Below are 19,607 nucleotides of genomic sequence, written 5' to 3'. Positions count from 1 at the left end.
ACGGACAGGCCAGTTGCTGTGGACTGCATATGACGCTGTGCCATGATCCTGATACGGTGCAGCTCGCGCCGACTCCGATCACGGTGAGCCACCAGCCGAGCGCGGGGATGGTCGGACCTCGCGCGTCACCTGCCCGCACGCCGCTGTACCGCTGCTGTACGAGGAATCAGATGCCAGGCACCCGCGACCGGCGGACACGTCACCGTGCCGCTTCCCCGAGATCACCGAGATCACCGCGATCCTCGTTCGTGCTCCCCTTCGTCATCCCGGCGGTCTGCGTCTGCGGGCTGTGGGGGTACACGGCCGCGGGGCTCGTGGACGACCAGATCCGGTCGCACAGTGCCGCGGCCCACGTCACGGATCTCGCCCGGCCCGCGCAGGAGCTGCTGACGCGGTTGCAGAACGAGCGCCGGCTCACCGCCCTGTGGCAGGCGAGCCGCACCGACGCCGCCCGGGCCGACCTCGACTCGGCCCGCGCCAGGACCGACGACGCCCTGGCCGCGTACCGGCGGCAGGCGGCCGGGCCGGGCACGGCGGAGCTGCGGCGCCGGACCGGGGCGCTCGACGGCGCGCTGGCGCCGCTGGCCGAGCGCCGGACCGCGATCGACGCGCGGAAGCTGTCCTCCGACGCCGCCTTCACCTACTTCACGGACGCCACCGACCAGGAGCTGGCCCTGCTCGCCTCGGCGGTGCGCGGCGACGACGCGGGAGCCCAGCGGGCCGGCTCCGCGACGGCCACTCTCGCGCGGATCACCGAGATGCTCTCCCGCGAGGACGCCCTGCTCTCCGCCGCGCTGCCCGGCCGCCGGATGCCGGCCGCCGACCGCGCCCGGTTCGGCCAGTACCTGGCCGTGCAGCAGGCCGACCGGGCCGGGCTGACCGGCCAGGACCTGCCCGGGAACGGGGCCGCCGCGTACTCCAGGGCCCTGGCCGGGGCGCGGTGGACCACGGTGGACGCGGTGCAGCAGTCGGTCGCCGGGAACCAGAGCGACACGCTGCCCTCCGGCGTCGCGTCCTGGCCGGCCGCCGCGACCGGGATCGTCGGCGGCTTCCAGACGCAGGGCGACGACGCGCTCACGTCCCTGGCCGACCACGCCGACGACCGCGCCGGCCACCTCCTGCTGGCCGCCCTGCTGGGCTCGGCCGTCGCGCTCGCCCTGCTGGCCGCCGCCGCGGTACCGGCGCTGCGCACCCGGCGCTCGGCGCTCGCCCGCCTCACCGAACTCGACCGGCTGTCCGAGGCCCTGACCGGGCTGTGCGTGGACACCGAGCAACTGGCGGCGTTCCGGCTCCCGCAGACCCTGGCCCGGATGGAGAAGGGCGAGCGGACCGACCCGGCCGGGCTCGCCCCGCGGCACGCGAAGGCCGGCGACGGGATCGGCAGACTGGCCACGGCCATCGACCGGCTGGCCCGCACCGCCGCGGACTCCGCGCTGCGGCAGTCCCAGGGCCGGGCCGGCTCCGACAAGGTCGTCGGCCAGCTCATCCGGCGGGCCCAGGTCCTGATCCACCGGCTGATCGCGCTCCTGGACGACCTGGAGCGCAAGCACGAGGACTCGGACCTGCTCAAGGACATCTTCCGGGTCGACCACCTGGCCACCCGCGTACGGCGGCACGCGGAGAACCTGATGATCCTCAGCGGCGCTCCGCCGAGCCGCCGCATGGCCCGGCCGGTCGCGCTCACCGACGTGATGCGCGGCGCGGTGGCGGAGACCGAGCAGTACACCCGGGTCAGGGTGAAGAACACTCCGGCGGACCGGCGGGTGGCCCTGGCCGGCCGCGCCGTCGCCGACGTCACGCATCTGCTGGCCGAACTCATCGAGAACGGCACCAGTTTCTCCCCGCCGGACACCCAGGTGACCGTCGGCGTGACCCGGGTCGCCAAGGGCCTGGCCGTACATGTCGAGGACCAGGGCCTCGGCATGCCGGCGGATCTCCTCGCCCGCGCCAACGCGGTGCTCGCCGAGCCGCCCCGGGTCGACATGACCGTGTTCGGCGAGGACCCGCGCCTGGGGCACTTCGTGGTGGCGCGGCTCGCCGAACGGCACGGCATCCGGGTGGTGCTGCGCGAGTCCGACTACGGCGGCACCCTCGCCCTGGTGATGCTGCCGGCCCAGCTCCTGGAGAACGCCTCCTCGCCGGTCGTCGACCAGCTCCAGTCGGCGGCCGTCGCCGCCGGGCGGGCCGCGGCCGACCCGGCCGAGGCCGAGCTGACGGGCACCGGCCAGCACCGGGCCGTGCCCGGGCCGCACGCCCTGGCCGGGGCGGGCGCCCCCGCGGCCGCCGACGAGGCCATCGTCCACACGGCGCTGCCGGACCAGCACGCCTTCCCCGAGTACGGAGGCGCCGGCCTGCTGCCCCCCGCCTCCCCCCACCCCGCTCACCCGGCCGCCGAACCGGCCGCGACGGCACCGGATCTCGCCCCGCCCTCCCCACCCGCCGCGCCCGCCGCGCCGCCGACGGCCCCTGGTGCCGCCGAATCCGCCCTGGCCGACTTCGGACAGCCGCAGCCGCGGCCACGACCGCAGCCGCCGTTCCAGGACGGGCATCCAGGGCACCCAGGGCTCCGCGACTACCCCGGGCCTCCCGTGATCCCCGGCGAGCCGTCGGGACCGGCCGCACCAGTCGCCATGCCCGCGACAGCCGCCCAAGCCCCTCCCCCGGCCCCCGCTCCCTTCGCACCGGACGCTCCCCCTCCGCTCACGACACCTTCGGTCCTGCCACAACGCGTCAGGGGGGCCAGCCTCGCGCAGCAGCTGCGCCGGGAGGCCGCGCACGCCGAGGACGAACCCGCCGGCGGGAGCGACCACGACGTCATATCGCCGCACGCGTCGGCCCGCGCGATGAGCGCCATCCACCAGGGGCTCAAGCGGGCCTGGACGGCCGAGGACGCCGAAGACACCGAGGACGACGACACTCCGCACGATGCGCACGGGCGGCCGAACGATGCGGCAGGCCCCACCGCCCACGAACTGTGAGGACGTTACGCAATGACTGAGCAGGGACAGACCGGACGTCAGCTGGACTGGCTCCTGGACGGCCTGGTGGACCGGATCCCGGAGATCCGCTGCGCCATCGTGCTCTCCGGGGACGGCCTTCTGATCGGCAAGTCCAAGGACATGCTCCGCGACGACGCCGAGCACCTGTCCGCGGTGGCCTCGGGCGTGCACAGCCTGGCCCGCGGCGCCGCGCGCCACTTCCACAGCGGGCAGGTGCAGCAGACGGTCATCCAGATGGACAAGGCTTTCCTCTTCGTCACCGCCGCGGGCAAGGGGGCGCGGCTGGCGGCGCTGGCCTCGGAGGAGGTGGACGTCGGCATGATGGCGTTCGAGATGGGCACGCTCGTCAAGCAGGTGGGCCAGTACCTGACGGCCCCGCCGCGCCTCCCGTCCCCGTCCGGCGGCCACGCCCAGAATGGCTGAACCGCGCCGGCACGACGAACCGGAGGCCGGACGCTACTTACGGCCGTACGCCATCACGGGTGGCCGCACCCAGCACAGTCAGCACGCGTTCACGCTGATCACCCTGGTCGTGGCGCGCTCCGCGCGGGAGACGGGCGCCGGCCGGCTGGAGCCGGAGGCGGCCCACATCCTCGAACTCTGCCGGGACCGCGCGCTGGCGGTCGCGGAGGTCGCCGCCCTGCTGGACCTGCCGGTGAGCGTGGTGAAGGTGCTGTGCGGCGATCTGCTCGACGCCTCGCTGATCCTGGTGCAGTCGCCGCCGGGGCGGGAGAGCCGGCCGAGCGTGGAACTCATCGAAAGGGTGATGGATGGTATCCGTCAGCTCTGATCCGGTCATGCCCACCGCGTTGAAGATCCTCATCGCGGGCGGTTTCGGGGTCGGCAAGACCACCATGGTGGCCTCGGTGAGCGAGGTGCCCCCGCTGGAGACCGAGGAACGCATGACCGAGGCGAGCCTCGGCGTGGACGACCTGTCCGGGGTGGAACGCAAGACCTCGACGACGGTGGCGATGGACTTCGGCCGTATCTCGATCAGCGGTGAACTGGTGCTGTACCTGTTCGGTACGCCGGGCCAGGACCGGTTCTGGTTCATGTGGGACGACCTGGCCACGGGCGCGCTCGGCGCGGTCGTCCTCGCCGACACGCGCCGGCTGGAGGCGTCCTTCGCCTCGATCGACTTCTTCGAGGAGCGCGGCATCCCGTTCGCCGTGGGCGTCAACTGCTTCCACGGGCAGCGCGACTGCACGGCCGATCAGGTGCGGGCGGCGCTGGACCTCGATCCGGCCACGCCGGTCGTGCTGTGCGACGTGCGGGACCGCTCCTCCAGCAAGCAGGTCCTCCTCGGTGTGCTGGAGGCGGCCCGCGACCACGCCGCGGCCCGCCTCGCGCCTGCCGCCGGGCGGCCCGTGACCGTGTGATCCCCGGTCCCGGGCCGCCCGCGCGCCGCCTCCCGGCCCCGGGTCAGTGCCCGGCGACGAGTTCCCTGAGCGCGATGTTCAACCGGAGGACGTCGACCCGGGGCTCGCCCATGAAGCCGAGGGTGCGGCCCTCGGTGTGGTCCTCGACGAGCTTGCGCACCCGGGCGACGGGCAGGCCGTTGCGTTCGGCGACCCGGCGGACCTGGAGCCGTGCGTACTGCGGGGAGATGTCCGGGTCCAGCCCGGAGCCGGAGGAGGTGACCGCGTCGGCGGGGACCTGGGTGGGGCTGACGGGGTGGCCGGGCACCGAGTTGTCCTTGACGACGGCGGCCCGCGCGGCCCGTACCTGGGCGACGAGCACCTTGTTGTCGGCGGCGAGGTTGGTGGCGCCGGACACGAGCAGGTGGTAGCGGGTGTTGACGCTGTTGGCGGCCAGCCCGTTCGCGGGGCGGCCCTGGAACCACTTCAGATCGGCCCGCGGGGTCTGCTGCCCCTTGGCCAGGGGCAGGTCGTAGCGCTGTCCGATGAGCGAGGAGCCGACGACCCGGCCGTCCTCCCGGACCGGTGAGCCGTCGGCCCGCGAGGGGAACAGCCCCTGGGCGACGCCGGTGACGACGAGGGGATAGACGACGCCGGTCACCAGGGTCAGGACGAGCAGGGCGCGCAGCCCCGCGCCGAGCAACCGGGCGGTGTTGGCGAGGGAGTTGTTCATGGCGGTCAGCCGATTCCGGGAATGAGGGACAGGAGCATGTCGATGAGCTTGATGCCGACGAAGGGGGCGATCAGCCCGCCGATGCCGTAGATCCCGAGGTTGCGGCGGAGCATCCGGTCGGCGCTGGTCGGCCGGTAGCGCACGCCCTTGAGGGCGAGCGGCACCAGCGCGACGATGATCAGCGCGTTGAAGACGACGGCGGACAGGATCGCCGAGTCGGGCGAGGACAGGCGCATGATGTTCAGCTTGTCCAGGCCCGGATAGACGGCCGCGAAGAGCGCCGGGATGATCGCGAAGTACTTGGCGACGTCGTTGGCTATGGAGAACGTCGTCAGCGCGCCCCGGGTGATGAGGAGCTGCTTGCCGATCTCGACGATCTCGATGAGCTTGGTCGGGTTGGAGTCGAGGTCGACCATGTTGCCGGCCTCCTTGGCGGCCGACGTGCCGGTGTTCATCGCCACGCCGACGTCCGCCTGGGCCAGGGCCGGGGCGTCGTTGGTGCCGTCGCCGGTCATCGCGACCAGCTTGCCGCCGGCCTGCTCCCGTTCGATGAGGGCCATCTTGTCCTCGGGGGTGGCCTCGGCGAGGAAGTCGTCCACGCCCGCCTCCTCGGCGATCGCCTTCGCCGTCAGCGGGTTGTCCCCGGTGATCATGACGGTCCTGATGCCCATCCGGCGCAGCTCGGCGAATCGTTCCCGCATGCCGTCCTTGACGACGTCCTTGAGGTGGACGACGCCCAGGACGCGGGCGCCGCGGCCGTCCTCGACGGCGACCAGCAGGGGCGTGCCGCCCGCCTCGGAGATCCGGCGCACGACCGTGTCCGTGTCCGCGGCGACCGTGCCGCCGCGCTCCTCGACCCAGGCGGCCACCGATCCGGCCGCGCCCTTGCGGATCCTGCGCCCGTCGACGTCCACGCCGGACATCCGGGTCTGCGCGGTGAACGCGATCCACTCGGCGCCGTCCAGTTCGCCCCGGTGCCGTTCCCGCAGCCCGTACGCCTGCTTCGCCAGGACCACGACCGAGCGGCCCTCGGGTGTCTCGTCGGCCAGCGAGGAGAGCTGGGCGGCGTCGGCGACCTCGGCCTCGGTGGTGCCGGCGACCGGCACGAACTCGGCCGCCTGCCGGTTGCCCAGGGTGATGGTGCCGGTCTTGTCGAGCAGCAGCGTGGAGACGTCACCGGCGGCCTCGACGGCCCGGCCGGACATGGCCAGCACGTTGCGCTGCACCAGCCGGTCCATGCCGGCGATGCCGATCGCGGACAGCAGCGCGCCGATCGTCGTCGGGATGAGGCAGACGAGGAGGGCCACCAGCACCACCAGCGTCAGCCGGGTGCCGGCCTGGTGCGCGAAGGCCGGCAGGGTGGCGCAGGCCAGCAGGAACACGATGGTCAGCGACGCCAGCAGGATGTTCAGCGCGATCTCGTTGGGCGTCTTCTGCCGGGCGGCGCCCTCGACCAGGCTGATCATCCGGTCGATGAAGGTCTCACCGGGCCGGGTGGTGATCTTGACGACGATACGGTCGGACAGCACCTTGGTCCCGCCGGTCACCGCGCTGCGGTCGCCGCCGGACTCCCGGATGACGGGGGCCGATTCACCGGTGATGGCGGACTCGTCGACACTCGCCACGCCCTCCACGACGTCCCCGTCGCCGGGGATGACGTCACCGGCCTCACAGACGACGAGGTCACCGATGCGCAGGTCGGTGCCGGGGACGTGCTCCTCGCCGGCCGCGCCGATCCGGCGGGCGACGGTGCCGGTCTTGGCCTTGCGCAGGGTGTCGGCCTGGGCCTTGCCCCGGCCCTCGGCGACGGCCTCGGCGAGGTTGGCGAAGACGACGGTCAGCCACAGCCAGGCGCTGATCGTCCAGCCGAACCAGTCGCCGGGGTCGGTGCAGGAGAAGACGGTGGTCAGCACCGACCCGATCCACACCACGAACATCACCGGCGACTTGACCATCACCCGCGGATCGAGTTTGCGGACGGCGGCCGGCAGCGACCTGAGCAGCTGCCCCGGCTCGAACAGGCCGGCCCCGACGCGGCTCTCGGCCGGCTGGTGCCCTGCGGGGCCGTCGCCGTGCGGCGCCCGGGTGGGAGTGAGTGCGGACATGGAGTCCTCTTGGTCCTCTTGGCTTTCGGTACGGGTCGTCATCACGCCAGCCCTTCGGCGAGCGGGCCCAGCGCCAGCGCCGGGAAGTAGGTGAGACCGGTGACGATCAGGATCGCGCCCACCAGCAGGCCGGTGAACAGGGGCTTCTCGGTGCGCAGGGTGCCGGCGGTGTGCGGCACCGGCGTCTGCCCGGCCAGCGAGCCGGCCAGCGCCAGGACGAACACCATCGGCAGGAAGCGGCCGAGCAGCATGGCGAGCCCGGTGGTCGTGTTGAACCAGTCCGTGTTCGCGTTCAGGCCGGCGAAGGCCGAGCCGTTGTTGTTCGCGGCGGACGTGAAGGCGTACAGGATCTCGGAGAAGCCGTGCGCGCCCGGGTTGAGGGCGGAGTGCGGCGGGGTGGGCAGCGCCACCGAGAGGGCGGTGAGGACGAGGACCAGCGCCGGGGTGATGAGGATGTAGCAGGCGGCGAGCTTGATCTCGCGGGAGCCGATCTTCTTGCCCAGGTACTCGGGGGTGCGGCCGACCATCAGGCCGGCGATGAACACCGCGATCACCGCCATGATCAGGATGCCGTAGAGGCCGGAGCCGGTGCCGCCGGGCGCGATCTCGCCCAGCATCATCCCGAGCATGGTGATGCCGCCGCCCAGCCCGGTGAAGGAGGAGTGGAAGGAGTCCACCGCCCCGGTCGAGGTGAGCGTGGTCGCCACCGCGAAGACGGAGGAGGCGCCGACGCCGAAGCGGGTCTCCTTGCCCTCCATCGCCCCGCCCGCGAGCTGCAACGCGCCCTCGTGGTGGGCGAACTCGGCCCACATCATCAGGGCGGTGAAACCCACCCAGATCGTGGCCATCGTCGCCAGGATCGCGTAGCCCTGGCGCACCGAGCCGACCAGCAGCCCGAAGGTGCGGGTCAGCGCGAGCGGGATGACCAGGATCAGGAAGATCTCGAACAGGTTGGTGAACGGGGTCGGGTTCTCGAAGGGGTGGGCGCTGTTGGCGTTGAAGTAGCCGCCGCCGTTGGTGCCCAGCTCCTTGATGGCCTCCTGGGAGGCGACCGCGCCGCCGTTCCACTGCTGCGAGCCGCCCATGAACTGGCCGACCTCGTGGATGCCGGAGAAGTTCTGGATCGCGCCGCAGGCGACCAGGACGACGGCGGCGACGGCCGCCAGCGGCACCAGCACCCGGACCGTGCCGCGCACCAGATCCGCCCAGAAGTTGCCCAGTTCGCCGGTGCGGGAGCGGGCGAAGCCGCGGACCAGCGCGACGGCCACCGCGATGCCCACCGCGGCCGACACGAAGTTCTGCACGGCCAGGCCGGCGGTCTGCACGACGTGCCCCATGGTCTGCTCACCGGCGTACGACTGCCAGTTGGTGTTGGTCACGAACGAGGCGGCGGTGTTGAACGCCTGCGCGGGAGCGACCGAGGCGAAGCCCAGTGAGCCGGGCAGTACGCCCTGGAGCCGCTGGAGCAGGTAGAGGAAGAGGACTCCGGCGACGGAAAAGGCGAGGACACCGCGCAGGTAGGCGGGCCAGCGCATCTGCGTGTCCGGGTCGGCGCCGATGCCCTTGTAGATCCACTTCTCCACCCGCAGGTGCTTGTCCGAGGAGTAGACCCGGGCCAGATAGCCGCCGAGCGGGACGTAGGCGAGCGCCAGCGCCGCCATCAGCGCGAGCAGCTGGAGCGCGCCGGCAAGTACGGGACTCATGGCGGGCTCAGAACCTCTCCGGGAAGATCAGGGCGAGGACGAGGTATCCCAGCAGGGCGACGGCCACGATCAGGCCGACGACGTTCTCGGCGGTCACAGCTTCGTCACCCCCCTGGCGACGAGGGCCACCAGCGCGAAGACCGCGAGTGTGGTGACGACGAAGGCCAGATCGGCCATCGTGGGCTCCTGGAGTGAGGTTCGATTGCGTCGGACGAGTAGAGGAAATCCCCTCACCGGCCCGGTCGCGCCCTGCGTTGACGCCTCTCTTACGGCGCCGGCCAGGGCCTTGACGCAGCCCTGACGGACCCGGCCACCGGAAAGGTCCACGTGGCCCGCCGCGGCTGTGCGCAGCAGAGACACTGGGGGCCGGACGTGGCCGGAGTGGACGGTGCGGGGCCGGGCGGTGCCGCCGGACGCCGGCGCACACCACGGTGGCGAGCTACCGGGCGGTGACGCGGATACGGGCCCAGGCGTTGTTGGCGTACCCCTTGGGGTTCCACAGCTGGGCCGGTGACTCCGGCATGAGGGCGCCGGTGGAGTCCCAGGCCCGCGCGGTGATCTCGGTCTCGCCCGGCGGCAGCTCCAGGGTGGTCCGCCAGTGCTGCCACACCCAGGGGTTCTCCGCCTCGTCCAGCGCGGCCTGGCACCAGGAGCGTCCCCGGTCCAGGGACACGTCGACCCGGGCGACCGTACGGTCCTCGCCGGCGAAGGCGTAACCGGTGATCCGGACGGGCCCGGCGGGCAGCCGGGCACCGTCGTCGGGGCGGAGGATGTCGCAGTTCAGGGCGATGGGCCCGAGAGGGATGCCGGACCCGGGAGCGGCCCGGCCGGGATCGGTCCCCGCGGGCAGCAGGTGGTAGCTGGTGGCCTGGAAGTAGTTGTCCGAGGGCTCGCTCAGGGCGGTGACAGCCGTGAGCCACTTGACGCTGCGGGCGCCGATCCAGCCGGGCACCACCGCCCGCAGCGGGGCCCCGTGCGCCCGGGGCAGCGGCTGCCCGTCCATCGCCCAGGCCAGCAGCACCTCGGCTCCCAGGGCCTTGCCGACCGGGACGGAGCCGCCGTACGGCTGGGGCGGTTCGGCCAGCGCGGAGACGTCCGGTGCGCTGAAGGCGATGTGCGCGGCCCCGGGCCGCAGGCCGGCCGCGGCGAGCACGTCGCGCAGGCGGGCTCCGGTCCAGCGGGCGGTGCCGGTGGCGCAGGGGCCCCACGGGTCCTCGCCGGGGATGGCGCGCACCGCGGCCAGTCCGGCCCGGCGGTTCCCGGCGCACTGCAAGGTGGCCGCCGCCTCGACCTCCTCGAACCGGTCCCGCAGCTCGCCCAGACCCAGTTCCAGCGGGTGTTCGACCAGGCCGTCCACCCGCAGCCGCCATCGCGCCGGGTCGATCCGCGGCACGGGGCCGTGATTGCGGCTGTAGAAGGCGTCGACGGGGGTGATGCGCTGCTCGGCCAGGGCGGCCCGGGGCGGCTCGGCGTTGAACGGCTCGCGTTCGTGCACCACCATGTCGCTGCGCTTGCCCCACGGTCCCACGAAGGGGCGGGTAACCCTGGCCGGGTCCGCCGAACCCGACCGGTGAGGGCGTTTTCCGCCCTTTTTGACGGGTACGCGGCAGGCATGATCCGCTCCGACGGGCCCGCGGGCGACGGCCGGCGGGCGGCCACCGTCACCGTCCGGCCGTACGGCAATCCGCTGCCCCTGGGCTTCTTCTGCTTCGGCATCGGCATGGCCCTGCTGGCCGGGACCGGACTCGGGCTGATCTCCGGAGATCAGGTGCGGCCGGCGGGCGTCCTGCTGGCGGTGTTCGTCTTCCCGCTCCAGTTCCTCGCCGCGGTGATGGCCTTCCTGGCCCGGGACACCGGCGCGGCGACGGCGCTCGGGCTGTTCGCGTCGTCCTGGGCGGCGCTGGGGACGCTGCACATCGTCGCGCCCGCCCAGCAGACCAGCGTCGCGCTCGGCATGTACCTGAGCGCCTTCGCCCTCATGCTCGTGCCGCTGGCGGTGACCGCGTTCTCCGGCAAGGTGCTGCTCGGGGCCGTCCTGAGCGTCTCGGTGGTGCGCGCGGCGCTGGCGGCGGCGTACCAGCTCGGCGCGCCCCGCGCCGTCGAACGCGCCGATGGCGCCACCGCGCTGCTGCTGGTGGTGCTCGCCCTGTACGCCGGGACCGCCTTTCTCCTGGAGGACCTGCGGCAGCGGACGGTGCTGCCGATCTGGCGGCGCGGCGACGCCCGGCGCGCCCTGGAGGAGGATCTGGACGGGCAGCACTCCCGCCTGCCGCAGGAGCCCGGCGTGCGCAAGCAGCTGTGACATCGCGACACGGCCGGGCGGGACTCCCGTGCGGAGAGCCCCGGCCGGGCGGGTCAGGGCTGGGTGATCGTGGCGGCGAGCAGGGCCGCGGCGGCGGCCACCGCGATGCCGGCGATCACGAGGGCGAGACAGCGGGCCCGCAGCCGCCGGTACCGTGCCTCGTACTCGCCGCGCAGCGCCCGGCAGCGGTCCGCGACGCGCTGGAGGTCGGCGCGGGCGCGGGCGAGGCAGTCGCGGGCGTAGTGCTCCTCGATCTCCTCGCGCTGCGCGGTGGTCAGCCAGTGCAGCGGTGCGGTGAACGCCCGGGCCCGCTCCTCGGCCTCGGCGACGCGGGCCTGCCACAGCAGGTAGCCCTCCACCTGGTTGACCACCTCGGCGGACCGGACCGGTTCGCGGCCCGTGCGCCCGGCTGCCGCGTCCGTCATGTCGGCAGGCCCAGGTTCTCCCGCTTGTCCGCCAGCGAGACCTCCGGGTGGTTCAGGTCGAACGCCGGGGACTCGCTGCGGATCATCGGCAGGGTGACGTAGTTGTGCCGGGGCGGCGGGCAGGACGTCGCCCACTCCAGCGAACGGCCGAAGCCCCAGGGGTCGTCGACGCCGACCTTCTGCCCGTACTTGGCCGTCTTCCACACGTTGTAGAGGAACGGCAGCATGGACAGGCCCAGCAGGAAGGAACCGATGCTGGAGACCATGTTCAGCGCGGTGAAGCCGTCGGCCGCCAGGTAGTCGGCGTAGCGGCGCGGCATGCCCTCGGCGCCCAGCCAGTGCTGCACCAGGAAGGTGGTGTGGAAGCCGATGAACAGCATCCAGAAGGTCATCTTGCCCAGCCGCTCGTCGAGCATCTTGCCAGTCCACTTGGGCCACCAGAAGTGGAAGCCGGCGAACATCGCGAAGACGACCGTGCCGAAGACGACGTAGTGGAAGTGGGCCACCACGAAGTAGCTGTCGGAGACGTGGAAGTCCAGCGGCGGCGAGGCCAGGATGACGCCGGTCAGACCGCCGAAGAGGAAGGTGACCAGGAAGCCCGCCGACCAGAGCATGGGGGTCTCGAAGGAGAGACTGCCCTTCCACATGGTGCCGATCCAGTTGAAGAACTTCACCCCGGTCGGGACCGCGATCAGGAAGGTCATGAAGGAGAAGAACGGCAGCAGCACACCGCCGGTGACGTACATGTGGTGCGCCCACACGGTCGCGGACAGGCCCGCGATCGAGATCGTCGCGCCGACCAGGCCCATGTAGCCGAAGATCGGCTTGCGGGCGAAGACCGGGATGATCTCCGTGACGATGCCGAAGAACGGCAGCGCGATGATGTACACCTCGGGATGGCCGAAGAACCAGAACAGGTGCTGCCACAGCAGGGGTCCGCCGTTGGCCGCGTCGAACACATGGGCGCCGAACTTGCGGTCCACCTCCAGGGCGAGCAGCGCGCCCGCCAGGACGGGGAAGGCCAGCAGCACCAGCACACTGGTGAGCAGCACGTTCCACACGAAGATCGGCATGCGGAACATGGTCATGCCGGGCGCGCGCATGCAGATGATGGTGGTGACGAAGTTGACCGAGCCCATGATGGTGCCGAACCCGGACAGCGCCAGGCCCATGATCCACATGTCGCCGCCGACGTTGGGCGAGTGCACCGCGTCGGTCAGCGGCGAGTAGGCGAACCAGCCGAAGTCGGCCGCGCCGTCCGGGGTGAGGAAGCCGCCCACCGCGATCAGCGAGCCGAGCAGGTACAGCCAGTAGGCCAGCATGTTCAGCCGGGGGAAGGCCACGTCCGGGGCGCCGATCTGCAGCGGCATGATCCAGTTCGTGAAGCCGGCGAACAGCGGCGTCGCGAACATCAGCAGCATGACCGTGCCGTGCATCGTGAACGCCTGGTTGAACTGCTCGGTGGAGACGATCTGCAGGCCCGGGCGGGCCAGTTCGGCGCGCATGAGGAGCGCCATGACGCCGCCGACCAGGAAGAACGCGAAGGAGGTGGTCAGGTACAGGGAGCCGATCGTCTTGTGATCGGTCGTCGTCACCCAGTTCACCACCACGGCTCCGGGCCGCAGGCGACGACGGGGACCGGTGGTTTCCGGTGTGCGGTGCTGAACGTCTGTCATGCGGCCCGTAACACGCTTTCTCTCAAGCAAGACATGGATGCGTGAGTTCCGCGGGGCTGCCCGCAGGGCTCCGTCCCATCCTTGCGTCTCGCGCGCGTGAAGCCCCCTCAGCCGTCGCCGGGATGGCCCAACACCGGGCAGAATGCACCCGGTCGGCCTACTCCGCGCGGGTCCGGGTGGGCCGTGCGGCACGGGCGGGGCCGGTCCGGTGTCACGGCGTAGGGCGGGAGTTGGGCGGCGCTCACCCACTCCCCCAGCACCTCGGCCGAGTCGCCCCGGGTGGTCGGCGGCGACCATACCGACGTAGCGCTCGTGGAAGACCGGGATGCGCACGGTGCGGTGCGAGGTGAGCACCGGGGCGCCCGCTCGCGCGCCGCCGCCGGCAGCCGGGGCAGCAGGGTGGCCTCGCCGAGGTCGGACAGGGCGACGGTGAAGCGGCCCGGCATGGTCGCGGGTCGAAGGCGTCGGCCTGGCGGACAGCGCCGTCGATCTCGGCGAGGGCGCGGCGCAGCGGCCCGTACAGCCGGCGGGCGCCCGCGGTGGGCGTCAGGCCGCGGCCGGTGCGCCGGAACAGTGCGTCGTCGAAGTGCCGGCGCAGCTTGCCGAGGCTGTAGCTGACGGTCGGCTGGGTGACATGGAGCGTCTCGGCGGTGGCGGTGACGCTGCCGGTCTCGTACCACGGTACGAAGGCGCGGGCGGGATTGAGGCCGAAGGTCCTCGTATCGAGGCAGCCCATGTCGCGCACACTCATCATTTATTGGCGCTCATGTCGCGTGGTGCCTAGCGTGCGAGGCACCACAGTGTGCGCCGCGTCACAGGAAAGGACCGCCCGTGCCCTCCGTGCGCCATGTCTCCCACGCGTTCCTGGAGCGCCAGGGACTGACCACCGTGTTCGGCAACCCCGGCTCCAACGAGCTGCCGTTCCTGGCCGGCCTGCCCGCCGGTTTCCGCTATGTGCTCGGTCTGCACGAGGGCGCCGTCGTCGGCATGGCCGACGGCTACGCGCAGGCCTCCGGGCGGCCCGTGCTGGTCAACCTGCACGCGGCCGCCGGCTCCGGGAACGCGATGGGCGCGCTGACGAACGCGGTGTCCTCGCGCACCCCGCTGGTGATCGTGGCGGGCCAGCAGGTGCGGGCGGCCGTCGGCCCGGAGGCCAACCTGGCCAACGTGGACGCCCCAACCCTGATGAAGCCGCTGGTCGGCTGGGCGGCGGAGCCGGCCTGCGCCGAGGACGTGCCGCGCGCGCTCGCGCAGGCCGTCTTCGAGGCCACGCTGCGGCGGCGGCCGGCGTACCTGTCCGTCCCCTACGACGACTGGGCGGCCGAGGCCGGGGAGAACAGCCCGGCGGTCCTGGACCGGCGGGTGGAGCGGGCGGCCGCGCCGAGTCCCGCGCAGGCCCGGCGGCTGGCCGAGGAGGTCGCGGCGGCGCGGCGGCCCGCGCTGGTGCTGGGCGGCGACATCGACTCGGCCGGGCGTTTCGAGGACGCGGTGCGGCTGGCCGAGCGCCTGGGCGGCCCGGTGTGGGCGGCCCCGTCCGCGTTCCGGCTGCCCTTCCCGAACCGGCATCCGCTGTTCCGCGGGGTGCTGCCCGCCGGGATCGCGCCCGTCTGCGCGGCGTTCGAGGGCCATGACCTGGTGCTGGTGCTGGGCGCTCCGGTCTTCCGCTACCACGAGTACCTGCCGGGCCGTTACCTGCCCGAGGGCACCCGGCTGATCCAGGTGACCGAGGACGCCTCGGCGGCGGCGCGGGCCCCGATGGGCGGGGCGCTGGTCGCCGACCCGGGAGCCGTCATCGACCTGCTGACCGACCGGCTCGGCTCCCCCGCCGCGCCGCCCGGCCCCTACCGCCCCGTCCCCGCGCCGGCCCGCGCCGAGGGCCCGCTGCTCCACCCCGAGCAGGTGTTCGCGGCGCTGCGCGACGAGCTGCCCGGCGACACGGCGTACGTGGTCGAGTCGACCTCGACGAACGCCGCCTGGTGGCGCCAGATGGACCTGCGGCGGCCCGGCTCGTACTACTTCCCGGCCGCCGGCGGACTCGGTTTCGGCCTGCCCGCCGCGGTCGGGGTCGCCCTGGCGCAGCCGGACCGGCCGGTCGTGGGCGTGATCGGGGACGGCTCGGCCAACTACGGCGTCACCGCCCTGTGGACGGCCGCCCAGCACCGGGTACCGGTGACGATCGTGCTGCTGCGCAACGGGACGTACGGCGCGCTGCGCTGGTTCGGCGGCCTGCTCGGCGTGCCGGACGCCCCGGGCCTGGACATCCCGGGCCTGGACTTCACCCGGATCGCGGAGGGCTACGGGGTGTGCGCCCGGCAGGTCGGCGGCGCCGCGGAACTGCGGGCCGCCCTCGCCGAACGCCCCGGCGGGCCGCGGCTGATCCAGGTGGACACGGCGCTCACCACCCCCTCCTGACCGGGCCTTGCGGGCATCACCCCCGGACCGGGCCTTCCGGCCTTCTCGATGAAAGGACCTTCGATGGCACTTCTGGACAGCGGTATCTGGGCCAAGAAGCTCTTCGGCGGCGACTGGACGGACGCCGCCGACGCCCGGCCGGTGGTCGAGCCGGCCACCGGCGACCAGCTCGGCACCGTGGGGGTGGCCACGGCCGAGGACGTGGGCCGGGCCGCCGCGCGGGCGGCGAAGGCGCAGCGCGGATGGGCGGCGCGGGCCCCGCAGGAGCGGGCGGCCGTGCTGCGGCGGGCGGGCGAGCTGTTCACCGAGTACGCGGCCGAGGTGGAGGACTGGCTGGTGCGGGAGGCCGGTTCGGTGCGCGCCAAGGCCGGGGTGGAGGTGGCCCTGGCCGTGGGCGAGTGCTTCGAGTGCGCCGGCCTGCCCACCCATCCGCAGGGCGAGGTGCTCACCTCCGAGGAGGCCCGCTGGTCGCTGGCCCGGCGCCGTCCGGCCGGCGTGGTGAGTGTGATCGCGCCCTTCAACTTCCCGCTGATCCTGGCACTGCGCTCGGTGGCGCCCGCGCTCGCCCTGGGCAACGCGGTGCTGCTCAAGCCGGACCCGCGCACCGCGGTGAGCGGGGGCGTCGTCATCGCACGGATCTTCGAGGAGGCCGGGCTGCCGGAGGGACTGCTGCACCTGCTGCCGGGGGACGGCGAGGTCGGCCGGGCGGTGGTGGAGGCGCCGGAAGTGCGGGTGGTCTCCTTCACCGGGTCCACGCCGGTCGGCCGGGCGATCGGCGAGCGGGCGGGGCGGCTGCTCAAGCGGGCCCATCTGGAACTGGGCGGCAACAACGCCCTGGTGGTGCTGCCAGGCGCGGACGTGGCGAAGGCGGCCTCGGCCGGCGCGTTCGGCTCGTATCTGCACCAGGGCCAGATCTGCATGACGACCGGCCGGCACATCGTGCACGAGTCGCTCCTCGCCGAGTACACCGCCGCGCTCGCCGCGAAGGCCGCGGCGCTGCCGGTCGGCGACCCCGCGCGCGAGGACGTGGCGCTCGGCCCGATCATCGACCGGCGCCAGCTCGAACGGGTGCACGGCATCGTCACCGAGTCCGTCACCGCGGGCGCGACCCTCGCCGCGGGCGGGGAGATCGACGGCGCCTGCTACCGGGCGACGGTGCTGACGGACCTCACGCCCGACATGCCGGCCTGGCGCGAGGAGATCTTCGGCCCCGTCGCTCCCGTCATCGGTTTCTCGACCCTGGAGGAGGCCGCGCGGATCGTCGACGACTGCGAGTACGGCCTGTCGGTCGGCATCCTCGGGGACGTCGGTACGGCGATGAGGCTCGCCGACCGGATCGACTCGGGCAAGGTCCACATCAACGAGCAGACCGTCAGCGACGAGCCCAACGCCCCCTTCGGCGGGGTCAAGGCGTCCGGCACCGGGTCCCGGTTCGGCGGTCCGGCCGCGAACATCGACGCCTTCACCGAGACCCAGTGGGTCACGGTCCGCCCGGACATCGCCGACTACCCGTTCTGACGCCCCCTCGCCCGGCCCGCTCACATCCAGCCCGTTCATGCCCGGCCCGCTCACATCCAGCCGGCTCACGCTCCGGCCCGCTCATGTCCGGCCGGCTCACGCTCCGGCCCGCTCATGTCCGGCCTGCCCGTGTCCAGCCCGTTCCCGTCGCCCGGGCCCGTCCGTCCCCTGGGGGTAGTCCCGATGACATCCGCCGTCACGTCCCGCGCCCCGGCGCGGGCCGGCGGCCGCGGGCGCGGTGCCTGGACCGTGCTCCTGTGCTGGATCACCGTCCTGCTGGAGGGCTACGACCTCGTCGTCCTCGGCGCGATCATCCCGGTCCTGCTCAGGACCCGGTACCTCGGCATGACCGCGGGCGACGCGACGACGATCGCCACGCTCTCGCTCGTCGGGGTGGCCATCGGCGCGCTCTGCGTGGGCCCGCTGGCCGACCGGCTGGGGCGGCGGCGGCTGCTCATCGGCTCGGTGCTGCTGTTCTCCGTCTTCACCCTGCTGGTGCCGCTGGCCGGGTCGGTGACGATGTTCGCCCTGCTGCGCCTGGCCGCCGGGCTGGGCCTGGGCGCCTGCATGCCGGTGTCGCTGACGATGACGGCCGAGCGCATGCCGGCGACGCGGCGGGCCCGGGCCAGCACGCTGACCATGACCGGCTACCACACCGGGGCCGTGATCACCTCGCTGCTGGCCCTCCAGGTCACCGACGACTGGCAGATCCTCTTCTACGTCCTCGGCGCCGCGGGCCTGGTCACCGTCGTCGTGCAGTGGTTGCGACTGCCGGAGTCGGCGGCGTTCGTCCGCACCGAGGAGACGGCGGCCTCGCGGCGGGTGCCGTTCACCGAGCTGCTGAGGCCGGCGTACCTGCGCGCGGGCATCGGGGTGTGGGTGGCCTCCTTCATGGGGCTGCTGCTGGTCTACGGCCTCAACACCTGGCTGCCCAAGCTGATGAACGAGGCCGGCTACCCCGTCCCCACGGCCGTCACCCAGTTGCTGGTGCTCAACGCCGGCGGGGTCGCCGGACTGGCCGTCGGCGGCTTCGTCGCCGACCGGCGGGGCATCAAGGGCACCACGCTCGTCTGGTTCGCGCTCTCGGTGCTGATGCTGGCCTGTCTGAGCGTCCGGATGCACAGTGACCTGGTGCTGGACGTGGCCGTCTTCCTCACGGGCGTGTTCGTCTTCTCCGCCCAGGTACTCGTCTACGCCTACGTGACCGGCTTCTACCCGGCCGACATCCGCGGCACCGCCCTCGGTTCGGCCTCCGGCATCGGCCGGCTCGGTTCGATCGTCGGGCCCTCGGTGGCCGGCGCCCTGGTCACAGCCGGTATCGGCCACCCCTGGGGCTTCTACTTCTTCGCCGCGGTCGCGGTGTTCGGCTTCGCCGCGGTGCTCGTGCTGCCGCGGGTGGAAGGGAGGACCGCGGTCGGGGTCGAACCCTGACGGGGTATCAGGGGCGACTCAGGGTAGGACCGGGGTCATCACGGATAGTGACGACCCGGGATGCTCCGGCAGGCTGTGGATCATGCAGAAGACGACCGCACCTCATGTTCGCCCCCGCCCCCGCCCCTGGCTCGCCCGCCGTGCCGCAGCCGTCCTGGCGGGCACCGCCGCCCTCGTGGGGCTCGCGGGCGCCCTCCCGGCCGACGCCGCGCAGACCACGCAGACCACGCAGACCACGCAGACCGTACCGGCCGTCGGCCGGACTGCTCCCGGCCCGACCGCCGCTCCCCGCCCACCGGCCGACTTCAGCGACTGCCCATCCCTGCCCGCGGGTGCCGACCCGGCCCGCTGGAGTTGCGAAGTGCACAGCGCCGCCCCGCGGTTGACGATGGGCGGTGTCACGGTGACGCTCGCGCCGATCACGATGACCCACGCGGAGGGGCCGCTGCCCGACGGTTCGCCGGGGCAGGTGTGGGGCGCGATGCACAGCGCCGCGACCCCCGTGCCCGGCGGACTCACCGGCATCCCGCAGGCAGGGGACGCGGGCCTGCTCCGCCTGGCGATACGGCCCGAGTACGGCGGCCGTTCCGACTTCTACACCGGCCGCCTCAGCCTGCGCTTCCGGCTGGTCGGCCCCCTGTTGCCGCACGGCTGCCTCATCGGGACCGACGCACCGGTCGACTTCGCGCTGAAGCGGTCCGGCCCCTCCGTGTGGGTGTCCACGCAGCCGCCCCTCATCGAATTCTCCGCCTACGACGACACTTTCACGGCCCCGGCCGCCAAGGGCTGCGGCCCGCTGACGGGAGCCCTGAACCGGCGGCTGGGCCTGCCGGCCGCGAGCGGCAACCTGATGTCCTACGACGCGGCCTACACCTTCCGCACCTACGACGAGTTGCCCACCCGCTGAGGGAGCGCCCCGGACCGGAGGCCGGCCACCCGCAACCA

The 19,607-nt window shown here is 73.1% G+C and carries 16 protein-coding genes and 1 pseudogene; 9 read left to right on the top strand and 8 right to left on the bottom strand.

Annotated elements, in window-relative coordinates:
• Positions 1 to 248: 248 nt before the first annotated feature.
• Genes ABZ858_RS06145 through ABZ858_RS06130 form a run of 4 tightly spaced genes read left to right on the top strand, consistent with a single transcriptional unit; the run spans position 249 to position 4,378 of the window.
• On the top strand, positions 249 to 2,978 hold the full coding sequence (locus ABZ858_RS06145; RefSeq protein ID WP_361373183.1) for a nitrate- and nitrite sensing domain-containing protein: 2,730 nt from the start codon (positions 249 to 251) through the stop codon (positions 2,976 to 2,978).
• 12 nt (positions 2,979 to 2,990) lie between these two features.
• Entirely contained in the window at positions 2,991 to 3,422 is a 432-nt protein-coding gene (locus ABZ858_RS06140) for a roadblock/LC7 domain-containing protein (RefSeq protein ID WP_361373181.1), read from the top strand.
• Complete coding sequence (locus ABZ858_RS06135; protein WP_361373179.1) at positions 3,415 to 3,789, top strand: DUF742 domain-containing protein; 375 nt, start codon at positions 3,415 to 3,417, stop codon at positions 3,787 to 3,789. The genes ABZ858_RS06140 and ABZ858_RS06135 overlap by 8 nt, the downstream gene beginning before the upstream one ends.
• Positions 3,770 to 4,378 carry an ATP/GTP-binding protein gene (locus ABZ858_RS06130; RefSeq protein WP_361373177.1) on the top strand — a complete coding sequence of 203 codons (609 nt, stop codon included), beginning with the start codon at positions 3,770 to 3,772 and terminating at the stop codon, positions 4,376 to 4,378. Before ABZ858_RS06135 ends, ABZ858_RS06130 begins: the two co-directional genes overlap by 20 nt.
• 43 nt (positions 4,379 to 4,421) lie before the next feature.
• Here ABZ858_RS06130 and ABZ858_RS06125 read toward each other — a convergent pair whose 3' ends face one another.
• The 5 genes from ABZ858_RS06125 to ABZ858_RS06105 form a co-directional block, all read right to left on the bottom strand.
• On the bottom strand, positions 4,422 to 5,090 hold the full coding sequence (locus ABZ858_RS06125) for a potassium-transporting ATPase subunit C (protein ID WP_361373175.1): 669 nt from the start codon (positions 5,088 to 5,090) through the stop codon (positions 4,422 to 4,424).
• A 5-nt stretch (positions 5,091 to 5,095) separates the two neighbouring features.
• Positions 5,096 to 7,195: a potassium-transporting ATPase subunit KdpB gene (gene kdpB / locus ABZ858_RS06120; protein ID WP_361373173.1), complete on the bottom strand. Its 2,100-nt coding sequence runs from the start codon at positions 7,193 to 7,195 to the stop codon at positions 5,096 to 5,098.
• 41 nt (positions 7,196 to 7,236) lie between these two features.
• The gene (gene kdpA / locus ABZ858_RS06115) at positions 7,237 to 8,898 is read right to left on the bottom strand and encodes a potassium-transporting ATPase subunit KdpA (RefSeq protein ID WP_361373171.1); all 1,662 of its coding nucleotides are present in this window, start codon (positions 8,896 to 8,898) and stop codon (positions 7,237 to 7,239) included.
• A gap of 7 nt (positions 8,899 to 8,905) precedes the next feature.
• Positions 8,906 to 8,995 carry a K(+)-transporting ATPase subunit F gene (gene kdpF, locus ABZ858_RS06110; RefSeq protein WP_018566520.1) on the bottom strand — a complete coding sequence of 30 codons (90 nt, stop codon included), beginning with the start codon at positions 8,993 to 8,995 and terminating at the stop codon, positions 8,906 to 8,908.
• Between the two features lie 342 nt (positions 8,996 to 9,337).
• On the bottom strand, positions 9,338 to 10,426 hold the full coding sequence (locus ABZ858_RS06105) for a sulfite oxidase (RefSeq protein WP_361373169.1): 1,089 nt from the start codon (positions 10,424 to 10,426) through the stop codon (positions 9,338 to 9,340).
• 84 nt (positions 10,427 to 10,510) lie between these two features.
• On the opposite strand from ABZ858_RS06105, the gene ABZ858_RS06100 reads away from it, so the two are divergent.
• Positions 10,511 to 11,200: a GPR1/FUN34/YaaH family transporter gene (locus ABZ858_RS06100; RefSeq protein WP_361373167.1), complete on the top strand. Its 690-nt coding sequence runs from the start codon at positions 10,511 to 10,513 to the stop codon at positions 11,198 to 11,200.
• Positions 11,201 to 11,253: 53 nt separating this feature from the next.
• On the opposite strand, the gene ABZ858_RS06095 is transcribed toward ABZ858_RS06100, so the two are convergent.
• The 3 genes and pseudogenes from ABZ858_RS06095 to ABZ858_RS06085 all read right to left on the bottom strand — a co-directional run.
• Positions 11,254 to 11,625: a cytochrome C oxidase subunit I gene (locus ABZ858_RS06095; RefSeq protein ID WP_361373165.1), complete on the bottom strand. Its 372-nt coding sequence runs from the start codon at positions 11,623 to 11,625 to the stop codon at positions 11,254 to 11,256.
• Entirely contained in the window at positions 11,622 to 13,301 is a 1,680-nt protein-coding gene (gene ctaD, locus ABZ858_RS06090) for a cytochrome c oxidase subunit I (RefSeq protein ID WP_361373721.1), read from the bottom strand. Before ctaD ends, ABZ858_RS06095 begins: the two co-directional genes overlap by 4 nt.
• A 276-nt stretch (positions 13,302 to 13,577) precedes the next feature.
• Positions 13,578 to 14,055 (bottom strand): annotated as a pseudogene (locus tag ABZ858_RS06085) (LysR family transcriptional regulator); the annotation flags it as partial.
• 77 nt (positions 14,056 to 14,132) lie between these two features.
• Between ABZ858_RS06085 and mdlC the strand changes: the two are divergent.
• From mdlC to ABZ858_RS06065, 4 genes are all read left to right on the top strand, one after another.
• Positions 14,133 to 15,713 carry a benzoylformate decarboxylase gene (gene mdlC / locus ABZ858_RS06080; protein WP_361373163.1) on the top strand — a complete coding sequence of 527 codons (1,581 nt, stop codon included), beginning with the start codon at positions 14,133 to 14,135 and terminating at the stop codon, positions 15,711 to 15,713.
• A gap of 63 nt (positions 15,714 to 15,776) precedes the next feature.
• Entirely contained in the window at positions 15,777 to 17,231 is a 1,455-nt protein-coding gene (locus ABZ858_RS06075; protein WP_361373161.1) for a benzaldehyde dehydrogenase, read from the top strand.
• 183 nt (positions 17,232 to 17,414) lie between these two features.
• On the top strand, positions 17,415 to 18,662 hold the full coding sequence (locus ABZ858_RS06070; protein WP_361373159.1) for an aromatic acid/H+ symport family MFS transporter: 1,248 nt from the start codon (positions 17,415 to 17,417) through the stop codon (positions 18,660 to 18,662).
• Positions 18,663 to 18,744: 82 nt separating this feature from the next.
• On the top strand, positions 18,745 to 19,569 hold the full coding sequence (locus ABZ858_RS06065; RefSeq protein ID WP_361373157.1) for a hypothetical protein: 825 nt from the start codon (positions 18,745 to 18,747) through the stop codon (positions 19,567 to 19,569).
• The last annotated feature ends 38 nt before the right edge of the window (positions 19,570 to 19,607 follow it).

Source organism: Streptomyces sp. NPDC047017 (genome assembly GCF_040644175.1).
Lineage (GTDB): Bacteria > Actinomycetota > Actinomycetes > Streptomycetales > Streptomycetaceae > Streptomyces.
This window is presented reverse-complemented; position numbering and strand designations above follow the sequence as displayed.

Coding starts and splice junctions, on each gene's coding strand:
- ABZ858_RS06140 (WP_361373181.1), top strand. CDS start 2,991: ATGACTGAGCAGGGACAGACCGGACGTCAGCTGGACTGGCTCCTGGAC.
- ABZ858_RS06135 (WP_361373179.1), top strand. CDS start 3,415: ATGGCTGAACCGCGCCGGCACGACGAACCGGAGGCCGGACGCTACTTA.
- ABZ858_RS06130 (WP_361373177.1), top strand. CDS start 3,770: ATGGTATCCGTCAGCTCTGATCCGGTCATGCCCACCGCGTTGAAGATC.
- ABZ858_RS06125 (WP_361373175.1), bottom strand. CDS start 5,090: ATGAACAACTCCCTCGCCAACACCGCCCGGTTGCTCGGCGCGGGGCTG.
- kdpB (WP_361373173.1), bottom strand. CDS start 7,195: ATGTCCGCACTCACTCCCACCCGGGCGCCGCACGGCGACGGCCCCGCA.
- kdpA (WP_361373171.1), bottom strand. CDS start 8,898: ATGAGTCCCGTACTTGCCGGCGCGCTCCAGCTGCTCGCGCTGATGGCG.
- ABZ858_RS06100 (WP_361373167.1), top strand. CDS start 10,511: ATGATCCGCTCCGACGGGCCCGCGGGCGACGGCCGGCGGGCGGCCACC.
- ABZ858_RS06095 (WP_361373165.1), bottom strand. CDS start 11,625: ATGACGGACGCGGCAGCCGGGCGCACGGGCCGCGAACCGGTCCGGTCC.
- ctaD (WP_361373721.1), bottom strand. CDS start 13,301: ATGACAGACGTTCAGCACCGCACACCGGAAACCACCGGTCCCCGTCGT.
- ABZ858_RS06075 (WP_361373161.1), top strand. CDS start 15,777: ATGGCACTTCTGGACAGCGGTATCTGGGCCAAGAAGCTCTTCGGCGGC.
- ABZ858_RS06070 (WP_361373159.1), top strand. CDS start 17,415: ATGACATCCGCCGTCACGTCCCGCGCCCCGGCGCGGGCCGGCGGCCGC.
- ABZ858_RS06065 (WP_361373157.1), top strand. CDS start 18,745: ATGCAGAAGACGACCGCACCTCATGTTCGCCCCCGCCCCCGCCCCTGG.